The sequence below is a fragment of the Haladaptatus sp. W1 genome (assembly GCF_001723155.1).
Classification (GTDB): domain Archaea; phylum Halobacteriota; class Halobacteria; order Halobacteriales; family Haladaptataceae; genus Haladaptatus; species Haladaptatus paucihalophilus.
Map to the genome: position 1 here is coordinate 1 of NZ_MEIH01000116.1, position 11,476 is coordinate 11,476.

At 61.3% G+C, this 11,476-nt stretch carries 12 protein-coding genes; 7 read left to right on the forward strand and 5 right to left on the reverse strand.

Features of this window, described 5'->3' with window-relative positions; all coding sequences use genetic code 11:
- The 3 genes from BG842_RS06460 to BG842_RS06470 form a co-directional block, all read right to left on the reverse strand.
- The coding region (locus tag BG842_RS06460; RefSeq protein ID WP_069450139.1) for a YcaO-like family protein at positions 1-1,528 on the reverse strand (1,528 nt) is incomplete at its 3' end.
- Positions 1,529-1,609: 81 nt separating this feature from the next.
- Positions 1,610-2,434, reverse strand: coding sequence for a transcriptional regulator TbsP (gene tbsP, locus BG842_RS06465; RefSeq protein WP_069450147.1), 825 nt, complete (start codon positions 2,432-2,434; stop codon positions 1,610-1,612).
- Between the two features lie 472 nt (positions 2,435-2,906).
- Positions 2,907-5,000: a hypothetical protein gene (locus tag BG842_RS06470; RefSeq protein ID WP_069450140.1), complete on the reverse strand. Its 2,094-nt coding sequence runs from the start codon at positions 4,998-5,000 to the stop codon at positions 2,907-2,909.
- Between the two features lie 106 nt (positions 5,001-5,106).
- Between BG842_RS06470 and glyA the strand changes: the two genes are divergently transcribed.
- The 4 genes from glyA to BG842_RS06485 all read left to right on the forward strand — a co-directional run bounded on the left by glyA (position 5,107) and on the right by BG842_RS06485 (position 8,069).
- A complete protein-coding gene (gene glyA / locus BG842_RS06475) occupies positions 5,107-6,354 on the forward strand; it encodes a serine hydroxymethyltransferase (RefSeq protein WP_069450141.1) in 1,248 nt (415 codons plus the stop codon).
- An 87-nt stretch (positions 6,355-6,441) separates the two neighbouring features.
- Positions 6,442-6,612 carry a hypothetical protein gene (locus BG842_RS29620; RefSeq protein WP_175424088.1) on the forward strand — a complete coding sequence of 57 codons (171 nt, stop codon included), beginning with the start codon at positions 6,442-6,444 and terminating at the stop codon, positions 6,610-6,612.
- Positions 6,613-6,619: 7 nt separating this feature from the next.
- Positions 6,620-7,078 carry a hypothetical protein gene (locus BG842_RS06480; RefSeq protein ID WP_069450142.1) on the forward strand — a complete coding sequence of 153 codons (459 nt, stop codon included), beginning with the start codon at positions 6,620-6,622 and terminating at the stop codon, positions 7,076-7,078.
- Between the two features lie 97 nt (positions 7,079-7,175).
- A complete protein-coding gene (locus BG842_RS06485) occupies positions 7,176-8,069 on the forward strand; it encodes a bifunctional methylenetetrahydrofolate dehydrogenase/methenyltetrahydrofolate cyclohydrolase (protein WP_069450143.1) in 894 nt (297 codons plus the stop codon).
- 21 nt (positions 8,070-8,090) lie between these two features.
- Here the strand turns inward: BG842_RS06485 and BG842_RS06490 are convergent, their stop codons facing one another.
- Positions 8,091-8,807, reverse strand: a complete 717-nt coding sequence (locus tag BG842_RS06490) for a hypothetical protein (RefSeq protein ID WP_069450148.1) — start codon at positions 8,805-8,807, stop codon at positions 8,091-8,093.
- A 291-nt stretch (positions 8,808-9,098) separates the two neighbouring features.
- On the opposite strand from BG842_RS06490, the gene BG842_RS06495 reads away from it, so the two are divergent.
- From BG842_RS06495 to BG842_RS29625, 3 genes are all read left to right on the forward strand, one after another.
- Positions 9,099-9,524 (forward strand): hypothetical protein, encoded by a 426-nt coding sequence (locus BG842_RS06495; protein WP_069450144.1) that lies wholly within the window; start codon positions 9,099-9,101, stop codon positions 9,522-9,524.
- Positions 9,525-9,572: 48 nt separating this feature from the next.
- Positions 9,573-10,556 (forward strand): DUF1028 domain-containing protein, encoded by a 984-nt coding sequence (locus BG842_RS06500; protein ID WP_069450145.1) that lies wholly within the window; start codon positions 9,573-9,575, stop codon positions 10,554-10,556.
- 86 nt (positions 10,557-10,642) lie between these two features.
- Complete coding sequence (locus BG842_RS29625) at positions 10,643-10,789, forward strand: hypothetical protein (RefSeq protein ID WP_171970517.1); 147 nt, start codon at positions 10,643-10,645, stop codon at positions 10,787-10,789.
- 335 nt (positions 10,790-11,124) lie between these two features.
- On the opposite strand, the gene BG842_RS06505 is transcribed toward BG842_RS29625, so the two are convergent.
- Positions 11,125-11,476: fibronectin type III-like domain-contianing protein (locus tag BG842_RS06505; protein WP_254662950.1), on the reverse strand; the 352-nt coding region annotated here is incomplete at its 5' end.

The following is an 11,476-nucleotide window of genomic DNA, read 5'->3' on the forward strand; positions in this document are numbered from 1 at the left end:
TCGCCCGCGAGACGACCGCTTCCAACTCCGCCGCTCCGTCCGACACCGGCGAACCGACGCTGGAACTCGGAATCGTCGTCTCGGGCGCGACGAAGGTCCGTGCCGACTCGGGGAACGACGCGTACCGGGCGATGGACCCCTCCGCCTCCGCGGCGTCTTCTTTCCCCATCAACTTCAGTTCCGTCCAGTTCTGGAGCGCCTCCGCGAGCGCGGAGCGGACCGCCGCGTCCGGGTCCAAATCCGCACCCGACCCCACCGCGAACTTCGGCCACTCCCCGTCCCGGTGAACGGCGACGGCGACCACGGGAACGTCGATGTCCTGCGTGACGAGCAGGGCAGTTACGTCCAACTCCTCCGCGCGTGCTCGCTTTACCAACGTCTCGAACCCGTCGTCCTCGACGTGCAGTCCCAGCGGTTCGAACGATGAGTACCACGCGAGCATCGTCGCGTCGCGCTCGATGACCTCGTACAACCCGGACAGAATCGCCTCGCCAGTCGAGTTACCCAACCCCAAGCCGGTGGTTATGGCGGGCTTGAACCGCGCCGACGGCGGCGGGAAGTGGACGAACACGGCCGGAAGGTGAACGAGTTCGCCGGTCGCCAGATTTCGCCCCGACACCCACGCGAGTTCGTCGTCGCTCGCGTCGGGCCATCCGGCGGGCCGCACAAACTCGGCGGGCGACACCGCGTTTCCGAGGTCGGACGGCCGCGCCACCGCGAACTCGTCCTCGCGGTAGACACCCGCACAATAGCGTTCCATTCCCTCGCCCAACGCCTTCATCAGCGCCTCGTCCCAACCGTCGGCGACCCCCGCTGACTGTCCCGGTGCGCTCGCGTCGCTGAATCCGCTCGTGTCCGTAACGGTCGCCAGATAGTACGGAACGGGAAACGACGACACCTCGCCGAGCGAGCGGATGACGCCGAGGCGCTCGTCCAGCGCCAGTTCGGCGTGGGAAACCGCCTCGTCCAGCGTCCGCTCCTCGTACTCGATGCCGAGCGTTCGGTCCCGCGGTTCCCCACACGTCGGGCAGTTCGGAACCGGAAGCAGTCGTCGTTCCGCGTGCGGGAGTTCCGTGACGCCGCCGAGTATCGCCGATTCGCCACCCGCCGCGAGCGTCGCCGCCTCCCTCCCGGCGACCGCACCGGCGAACCGTTCGGTGACGACATCGTACTCGACGGTTTCGGGGGTGTCTCCTCCCGTACCGTCAGCTTCCTCCGCGTTGGCCGCGACACGCGCACGCAAACAATCGAAACAGGCAGTTTCCGGGGAAAATCCCGAAACAGCGGCGTCCACATTGGAACGCGGTCGGCCACCCACGCCGCCGAGTTCGACCGCAATCCACGGGATTTCCGCCCGGTTCGCGCGTTCGAAGACGGATGCGCCCACCTCGTCGATAACGACGGCGAAATCGGCGTCGCCGATGGAATCGACGTCGAGTTCGGTGACGGTTCCGTCCACGTCCGAAAGCGCCGACGTGACCGCATCGGCACCGGGACCTCGACCGACAACGCCCAGCACGGTGTTCATGCACGGAACGAGACGTGCGGATGGCAAAAGTACGGCGAATAGCCGCCGCTCGGAGACGAGAAAAAACGGGACGAACTGCGCTTAGTTGAGGATGCTCTGTGCGACGCCAGCGAGCTGGTCGGTGTCCGCGTTCTGAAGGTCGTCGTTGGCGAGCTTCAGGCGGAGACGCGGACGACCGACGTCGATGGGGACCTTCTCGGTACCGATGAGGCCCATGTCTTCGAGCTTGGTCTTCGTGCGGGAGAACGTCGCTTTGCTTGCGATGCCGACGTCCTCGCCCCACTTGCTGATGTCGTAGAGCAGCGCCTCGTTTTTGGCCGCGACGAGGAGGCTGATGGTCACTTCGTCGAGACCGTCGCCGTCACCGCGAGCGGTTTCGAGCGAGGAGAGGACGCTGTTGAAGTCGTCTTCCGCCTCGGGGCTGATCTCTTCGCCGAGCGTCTCGCGGACGCGCGTAATCGGGGGCGTACGGAGCGAGAAGTCGCTCGCATCGTCCCAGAAGTCCGTGTACGTGCCGTAGGCGGCATCCACGAACTCGTCGTCGTCGGAGGTCAGGCCACCAACGCGGTCGCCCGCGGTGACGAGTGCGATGACGACGTCCTCGGTGACGAGGAGCGAGTTGCCGGAAGAATCCTCCGTCGTGCGCAGCGTGAGCGCGCCCTCGTCGATGAGGTCGGCGGCGTTGCTGGCGATGATGAAGTCTTCCATGACGTCTTTGAGGATACCTTCGTCCGCGAGCATGCGCATCTCGGGGAGGTCGCCTTTGTACTCCGTCGCGGCATCGATAAGGTCTTCAATCGCGCTCGCGGATGGATTCACGACGAGCATGACGTCAGGACCTTGATCGATCACCGTCTGAAGGATCTCGTGGACGCTTTGGTTCAAGAGGTTCGATTTTGTTTCCATAGTGGTACGGACGAGATTCATCTATTTAATTTTAACGTTCGAAATCAACGGAAATCATAGGTTATGTAGTATGAACAATTAGTCAACGTCGTAATTATAACCGGCTATTTTGTATAATACCACCCTGAAGTCCGAAATCTCTTCAGTGAACGTGAATTTCTGAGCTTCGCCGCGAGAGTGTCCAGAACGCACAATATCGGCCTCTTTTCCGTTTGTCAAGCATTGCCGAACGACGATAACGGTATAATTCCGTCGAGTAAGTCCTAATTACCAATTCCATATTGCGTGAACAGTCCGAAAGAATGAAGTAAGAATGTGAAGTATCAACATGCGACATGCGGGATAAAATCCACCAGTGGCTTACGGAACATCCACGGACGATCAGCGCAGCATTCGGCCTCATGTTCGTAACGACTGTCTATTCCGGAGGAATCTTTTCACCGTTAATAAGCGGTGCGGGCAGCGCAGGTCCCTAATCGAGAAGCGATACTAATTCGGCCGACCAGTACAGCTCACCGTCAAACACAACCGGTATTTCTGCGTGATGAAGGTAGGATTTGAGTTCATCGGAATCGAGCGAGAATACTGCGTCGTTCCCGGCTAGATATCCCGTATTGCTGCTCTTTAAGTAAGGTTGGAAGTAGCCACCGGGCAACCGCTCGGTCATCAAATCACACGACAAATGGAATCTGTCTTCGTCCAGTCGCGTTAACTTTCCAACCACTGGGAAGAAGCTAGCACACTGCGTCAACTGGTGTGTCCCATCGCCGACGACGGCATAATCCTTGTTCATCATGATTCGTCGACGAGCGATTTGAAGTGCTCGCTGAATGCTGAATCCGTTAATCAACAGCCGTGCAAAGGAAACACCGACTTTTCCCGCCTGTTTATTCAGTACCTTGTTGAACGTCACCGCACCCGCGACGCTCCCTTTTCTGACCAACTCCATTCCCTCGTGGTAGGAGCCACAGGCGTTCAGAAAGAAGGTCTGGACGTTACTCTCCCCGATGCTCGAAACCGGGAGATTACCGTCCGTACAGCGCAGTCCCGACTCCTCACAGTGACCGATGTAATGGACGAAATCGCACGGACGTTCGAGCGTCTCGGCGAGTTCGGCGCGCGAAAGGTGTTCACGGACCGTTACGTCGATAGGCAACTCCTCGGACCGCTCCATGTATATTTCCGCCACGTCCTCGTGTTCGTCTCCCATCATCTCGTCGTTCAGTATCAGCGTCACGTCGATGTCGCCGTTCGACCGGTCGAAGTACTTGAAGCGATTTTCGTAGGCGGTCACGTCGGTCTTGAACACGTCGATGGGGACGCCGTTCGCCAACCAACCGTGAACCTGTCCCTGTTGTAACTCCGGTTTGACCCGTTCGACCGAGGAAACGGTCTCCGACGCTCGATACGAACCACCGGCGGCAGCCACTTCCGGTGCTCGTTGCCCATCGCGGTAGAAGTCACCGAGGGAGGCGTCGAGTAGTTCGTCGCGCTCCAACGGGGTCGATTTCGGGAGGTAGACGGCGCTCAAATTGGCGACCAGGTACGGGAGCGCCGAGATGTTCTCCACCGAGGGTTCGACGTACATCGCCAGATGCCACTCGGGGAGGTCGTCGTCGATTCGCGCGAAATCGAGGAGGTCGTACTCGACGAACTGCTCACCCGGGGTGGCCTCGTAGGTCGCCGCCGCGTCGATGTCGAGTTCGTCCAACAGGGATAACTCCGCGAGGTCCCAACTGTGCGGCCCGGCATTCCGAACGAGACAATCCAAAAAGAATACCCGTCGAAGCATATCCGCGACCTCGGTTTGATACGACGGAAGCGAACTGAAGTGATACGTGAAGTTGGCTTCCGGCACCGAGAGCATCGGTGCATCGCGCTCCTCGACGTGAACGTCCGCTTGCAAATAGTAGGCGAGCGGTGCGGTGACGAACGCCGTCGCCAAGTCGTCGGGAATCCGCATCTCGATTCCACTGTCCTTTCTCTCCTCGCGCACAGGGTCCGGGATGTGTAACTCCTCGCCGACTTCGAACCGCGGCGGATGTCCGCGGAGGGTCGGATACGACCTGTCCGGGCCGGTCGTCTTGTGCGACGAAGCGGCGTACGAAATCGCGGTCGCTACCCCCTCGACGGTCGGCGGGACGGTTATCGTATCGACGGGAACTTCGTGATGGCTCCGAAAGCCGAGCGTAATCGGAATCCGCTCGTGGAAATCGATGATTAACGTCTCAAAATCGTCAGTTTTGTAGACTCTTGCTGAGCCAGAAAATCGGAGATACGTCTTGACGTTCCCGTGGATATTTGCGAGGTACTCACCCGTGCAAAGATCGAGGGATTCGATGTCGTTACCGTGTTTGTACTGCTTCCCTGTCTTGACGTCCGTGATGTTTACCAAACTCGGAGGAAAGGAAAGTCGGGACGCACGACCGGAAACGGATTCGTCTATCGGGCGGTCGATGGCTTTCGCTCCGCCACCAGATTCCCAATCGGGCGCACCGATGGTAACGCCAGTTTTCGTCCGGTCGAACGCACGAACCCCTGTTTCCGTCTCCTCCCATTCGATCATACCGGTAATAGAATCGTTATCTCACTGTTAGTTTATATTTCTGTCGGGGATGTATCCGTACCGTGCGAAAGGTACACTTATACTCCGTCGTGTCCGGGTGTTTCACATGGAGTACGACCACATCCGGGCGGTCGACCCGGACGTCGCAGACGCCCTCGAAGCGGAAGTCGAGCGCGAACGCGACACATTAGAGATGATCGCTAGCGAAAACTTCGTCAGCGAGGCGGTGCTCGAAGCACAGGGGAGTACCCTGACGAACAAGTACGCGGAAGGCTACCCCGGCGAGCGGTACTACGGTGGCTGTGAGCACATCGATACGGTCGAGAGCCTCGCCATCGAGCGTGCGAAGGAACTCTGGGGGGCGGAGCACGTCAACGTCCAACCACACAGCGGGTCGCAAGCGAACATGGGCGTCTACCTCGCCGTCCTCGAACCCGGCGACAAAATCCTCTCGCTCGACCTGACCCACGGGGGGCACCTGAGCCACGGTCACAAGGTGAACTTCGCCGGAAAGCTCTACGAGGTCGAACAGTACAAAGTGGACCCGGAAACGGGCTACCTCGACTACGACGAGATATACGAACACGCGGTCGAGTTCGAACCCGACATCATCGTCTCCGGCTACTCCGCGTACCCGCGGCAGGTCGAATGGGAGCGGATTCAGGATGCCGCGGACGCGGCGGACGCGTACCACCTCGCGGACATCGCCCACATCACCGGTCTCGTGGCGGCGGGCGAACACCCGTCCCCGGTCGGCGTGGCCGATTTCGTCACCGGGTCGACGCACAAGACCATCCGCTCTGGTCGCGGCGGCATCATCATGTGCGACGAGGAGTACGCGGATGCCGTCGATTCGGCGGTCATCCCCGGCATGCAGGGCGGTCCGCTCATGCACAACATCGCGGGCAAGGCGGTGGGATTCAAGGAAGCGCTCGACCCCGAGTTCGAGGAGTACGCCGCCCAGACCGTCGAGAACGCGAAGGTACTGGCCGAGACGTTCCAGGACCACGGCTTCGGCCTCGTCTCCGGCGGCACGGATACCCACCTCGTGCTCGTGGACCTGCGCGAATCCCACGAGGACGTGACCGGGAAGGACGCCGAGGAAGCGCTCGAAGACGTCGGCATCGTCCTCAACGCCAACACGGTTCCGGGCGAGACGCGCTCGCCCTTCGTCGCCAGCGGCATCCGCGCCGGGACGCCCGCGCTGACGACCCGCGGCTTCGACGCCGACGACATCGAACGCGTCGGCGACCTCATCGCGCGCACAATCAATCATATAGACGACGATGACGTGAAAGCGGAAGTCGCCGAAGAAGTGCAGGCGCTTTGCGACGAGAACCCGCTCTACGAGTAACGCGACTCCCGAAAGACGATTCGCGGCTCTCGGCCGTTTCTTTTTCCCGAGCGACACATCTAATTCGGCACGCCGTGAGGTTCGACCATGCCGGAACAACTTGCAGGCTTCAAAAGTGCCGACATCGTGTTCACCGACGGGACCTCCCTCGCCGACGTGACCGTCGCCATCTACCCGGGGTGGATTCGAATCCAGACCGAATCGGCGAACCAGTTCCACCCGCGCGAGCAAGTCGATAGGATTCAGTCGAGTCGGTGACATACCGATGACCGACGATTCAGACGTTCTCCGGGTGACGATACATGTGGATGACGAGAGCGTCGAGTACGTCGAACGTGATGACCTAGTTCGCTTTCCGCGTGTTCGAGCCGGCGATGAAACACTAGAGTACGGCACGATGCCAGTCGAAAGATGGGTCGAATTTCGGGCTGCCGAGGCCGCGAAGGATGCCGTCTGGGAGGAATTGGAAAATCGAGTGAATGGGAAAATTTCCGGAGTCGCTATCGGAATCGGTTCTACCGATGACGGCGCTACGACGGCCGTGAAAATATACCACCAACGATGGCGGAACACCGACGGCACCGTTACGGAACCGTCGGTTTCGTTCGACCGGTTGAAAGAACTCACGCCGAAGAAAATCGACGTAACCGCGAAATACCGCGACAAAACATATTCGTGTTCGGTTCCTGTCGAAATGGACAGCGAAGAATTGGAGTTCATCTGACACCAATAGACACAATCGTGCATATATTCGGATTTTAAATCCCAGAAATACGCACGAATCCGAATGTTGAAGGGGCTTCGAGTCGCATTCTTCGACAATGACGGACATCATCGACGGACGCGCGGTGGCGGAGGGCATTCGAACGGACCTCGGCGAGAGCATCCAGACGCTCAAGGACGAGGGCGTGACGCCGGGATTGGCGACGGTCCTCATGAGCGACGACCCCGCGAGCGAGACGTACGTCTCGATGAAACAGCGCGACTGCGAGGAGGTCGGCATCAACGGGATTCACATCGAAATCGACCCCGAAGCACCGGCCGAGGAACTGTACGACACCATCGACGACCTGAACGAGGACCCCGAGGTACACGGCATCCTCGTCCAGATGCCCGTTCCCGACCACGTTGATTCACAGCAGGTCCTCCGCGCCATCGACCCGAAAAAGGACGCGGACGGCTTCCACCCGGAGAACGTCGGCATGCTCGTGGCGGGCCACCCGCGCTTCAAACCCTGCACACCCCACGGCGTCCAGAAGCTCCTCGAATCGGCCGACGTCGACCCGGAGGGCAAGGACGTCGTCATCGTCGGCCGGTCGAACATCGTCGGCAAACCGCTGGCGAACCTCTTCATCCAGAAGGCGGAGGGCGGCAACGCGACGGTTACGGTGTGTCACTCGCGCACCGACGACCTCGCCGCGAAGACCCGTGATGCGGATGTCGTCGTCGCGGCCTGCGGCGTCCCGGAACTCATCGACGGGTCGATGCTCTCCGACGGCGTGACCGTCATCGACGTTGGCGTCAACCGCGTGGATGCGGACAACGAGAAGGGCTACGAACTCGTCGGCGACGTGGACTTCGACAGCGCGAAGGAGAAAGCGAGCGCGATAACGCCCGTTCCGGGCGGCGTCGGCCCGATGACGCGTGCGATGTTGCTCTACAACACGGTGAAAGCCGCCGGGGAACAGGAGAACGTCGAAGTCGACCTTCCCTAGGCACCGACCGTCCCGGCCCGACTACGCCAATCGAGACAGCGTGTCCCGACTGCTTGCGAGGGCGTCCATATCGTCCTCGTCGAAATACCGTGCCAAGTCGCGCGTCGCCGAGACGAGCGCCTCGGCGGTGTCGATATCGACTCCGCCTTCGAGCGCCTGTGCGCGACGGACGTGTTCGCCGAGGGTTTCGAGCGTGTTCCGTCCCTCGCGGTCCACGTCGTGTTCTCTCGCCCACTCGCCCATCTCACCGTGGTATTCTTTGAGCGATTCCGCGTCCGCCAGCCCTCGTACCTCGTAAATCGACTCCGGGAGGTCGCGGGCGTCCGGGCGTTCGCCCTCGTCGGCACCGCGGAGGAGCGAGAAGAAGTATATCTCCTCGTCGTCGGTCATCCGCATCGACCGGCTGAACAGTTGTCCGGCTTGTCGGAGCTCGTTCGCCGCGAGGTAGGTGTCGTCGAGCGGGAGGAGTTCGCCGCCGCTGATAAATCCGCGCTTTCTGACGTACTCGCCCGCCTCGTCGGCCGCCCTGTTTGCGACCTCGCGCGCCGGTTCCCGGTCCAGCGCGTCGCGTATCTCGGCCAGTTCGAGGGTCGCCGGACTGTCGGTGTGTTGCATCCTGTTTTCGTCCAATCCGACGCTCTGCATGCTCTCGCAGTTCGGACAGGCGACGCTCCCCGTCTCGTAGTACGACCACTGGGTCCCGCAGTTTTTACACTCGCGGGTTCCGCGGACTTTCATGTCCACCGATTGCGCTTCCGGGGTGAAAACTCTCACGCGCGACCCACCGCTCCCACTGACTTCGGCTTCCACCGACTTCGCCACCCTGTGGATTTATCAGCGGCGGCGAACTACGTGCAATCACCATGTCGAGTGAAACTCACTCGGAGGATAGAGTAAGTCGCCCCGTCGCGGCTGGTCGAGAAATTCTCGGCCGCACGTACTGCTGATTCTGCGGAGTGTTCGGACAGGTCGAACGAGTCGCACGTTTCCGGAGAGACGATAGTCTCTGCCGAGAGCACGGACGACGGCGTGTCGCTGACCGTTTTCGGAGAGAAACACGACCTCTCCAGACGCGAGGGCGACCAGTTACGCGAGGCGCTCGGTCAGGCGCTGACCGAACGCCGCGAGTTCTTCCGCACGGCCGGGGAGCACCGCGACGACGGGAGCTACGTCGTCTCGCGTCGCGGTGCCGACTCCGCCGGGCACCGAAAGGTGTTCGAACGGTTCGACGCGCTGGTGGACCTGTACGAGCGACTTCCGGGGACGTTCACGGCCGAGACGGTGGGCGAACGGGGACTGACCGGCGGACGACGGCACATACTCGTTCATCACCTCACCGAACATCCCGACTTCGACTGCGAACTCGTCTCCCGGCAACCACTCACGGCGCGAAAGGAGAGCGATACCGGCGACGGAAGGACGAACCCTCCCGCGGAGGACGAAGTGGAGAGCTGAGTTACCGGGTGGTGAACGCTTTTCGGGATGGACTGCTTCGTCCCGCGTATGTCACGACAATCAGCGCCGCGACCATCCACGTTCTCCATCGTCGCACGCGACCCGGAACAGGACGCCGTCGGCGTCGCCGTCCAATCGAAGTTCGTCAGCGTCGGGAGCGTCGTCCCGTTCGTCAGCGCGGACGCGGGTGCCGTCGCCACCCAAAGCTTCGCCAACGTCGCGTACGGCCCGGACGGACACGACCTCCTCCGACGGGGGAAGTCCGCGAAGGAGGTCGTGATGGAACTCACCGGCGCGGACCCGGAGTTCGAGTCGCGGCAACTCGGCGTCGTGAAATCGCCGGTTGCCATGCGAGACCAGGGTATCGACGACGCGGGGGAGGAGGGTGAAACCATCGCGGCGTTCACGGGCGCGGACTGTTTCGACTACGCGGGCGACATCCAAGGCGAGCACTACACCGTCCAGGGAAACATCCTCGAAAACCCCGAGACGCTCGAAGCGATGGCGGACGCCTTCGAGGAAACCGAGGGCGGCCTCCCCGAACGGCTCATCGCCGCGCTCCACGCGGGCAACGACGCCGGTGGCGACAAACGCGGCGAGCAGAGCGCCGCGCTGTACATCGCCAAACCCCAAGGCGGGTACGAGGGACGCAACGACCGTTGGGTGGACGTGCGCGTGGACGACCACGAGACGCCCATCGACGAACTGGAGCGCGTGTTCAAAATCTACGACGTGACCCTGCTGGAGCGCGAGGAACCCGACGAAACGCGAGATTTGAGCGACGGCACGGCGGAACAGGTGTCCGAAACCCTCGCCGACCTCGGCTTTTTCGACGGCACCCCCTCGGGGACGTTCGACGACGACGAACGCGACGCCCTCGAAGACTTCCGGGGCATGAACAACTTCGAGAATCACTCGATTCCCGTGCTGGAGGACGCGCTCGCCCGAGGGTGGGACGACACCGACGGGGACGGCGAGGAGCGGATGGTCGATGCCATCTGGCACGGCCTGTCCCGACTCGACAGAAAATAGCGCGACGAAATCGGGCGGCGACGTTTCGACCGACGACCGCTCTCGCGCCGACACGCATAACCGACAGAACCACGAAACGACGCGATATGCGCGACGAAGAAGAGATCCGCGAGCAGTACGAGTTCCTCAAAGAACAGCTCGAAAGCGACGATATGAACCACCAAGGAATCCGAGAGATGTTCACGCATTACAAGCGGGCGTTGGGGTGGACGCTGGAAGAGGAGTACATCTAACTTTTTTCCATCCGGTTGACGGCAGTTATCGAAATCGTTACCTTTAAGTCATTACGCCGTATTGTTGCAGTTGACGCTTCGCTTTGGAGGGCCGAAGCGTCAGCGGGGACCAATTCAGGGCGGCAAGCGGTACGCGGGGTCTTTTCGCCCCGCGTGTTCCGCTTTCCTTTCGAAAACAAACTCGCAAGCGGCTGCTTCGTACAGACCACAGATACCAACGACCAGTCATTTCTCTCGGTCGACCGGAAACAGAGACCGACACCGAACCGCGCGTGCCGCGGGCGGACGAAAACGAACGCCGAATCGCGGCGCTCAGACGACGGTCAGCGTTTCGGTCATGTCGCCGACCGAAAGCTGATACTTGCCCGTATCGACGACCAGTTCGCCGCGGGAGAACACGTCGCCAAGGACGGTGGCGAGCGGAGCACCGTCGAACGAATATCGACGCGAGTCGTCTCGCCCGCGTCGAGGGAGACGCGCTCGAAGCCGACGACGACCTGCTGTGGGTAGAGCACCTCGCCGTGCTCGCGGGTGCCGTAGACCGGGACGACGGTTTCGCCCGCCCTATCGCCCGTGTTGTGCACCGAGACGGAGACGGTTACCTCGTCCGCCGCCGCCTTTTGCGGAAGCTTCGGCGGGCGGACTTCGAGGTTGCCGTACTCGAACTCGGTGTAGCTCATGCCGTGG

Bases quoted from the DNA above. Each gene is read 5' to 3' on its own strand.
- tbsP (WP_069450147.1), bottom strand. From the start codon at position 2,434: ATGGAAACAAAATCGAACCTCTTGAACCAAAGCGTCCACGAGATCCTT.
- BG842_RS06470 (WP_069450140.1), bottom strand. From the start codon at position 5,000: ATGATCGAATGGGAGGAGACGGAAACAGGGGTTCGTGCGTTCGACCGG.
- glyA (WP_069450141.1), top strand. From the start codon at position 5,107: ATGGAGTACGACCACATCCGGGCGGTCGACCCGGACGTCGCAGACGCC.
- BG842_RS29620 (WP_175424088.1), top strand. From the start codon at position 6,442: ATGCCGGAACAACTTGCAGGCTTCAAAAGTGCCGACATCGTGTTCACC.
- BG842_RS06480 (WP_069450142.1), top strand. From the start codon at position 6,620: ATGACCGACGATTCAGACGTTCTCCGGGTGACGATACATGTGGATGAC.
- BG842_RS06485 (WP_069450143.1), top strand. From the start codon at position 7,176: ATGACGGACATCATCGACGGACGCGCGGTGGCGGAGGGCATTCGAACG.
- BG842_RS06490 (WP_069450148.1), bottom strand. From the start codon at position 8,807: ATGAAAGTCCGCGGAACCCGCGAGTGTAAAAACTGCGGGACCCAGTGG.
- BG842_RS06500 (WP_069450145.1), top strand. From the start codon at position 9,573: ATGTCACGACAATCAGCGCCGCGACCATCCACGTTCTCCATCGTCGCA.
- BG842_RS29625 (WP_171970517.1), top strand. From the start codon at position 10,643: ATGCGCGACGAAGAAGAGATCCGCGAGCAGTACGAGTTCCTCAAAGAA.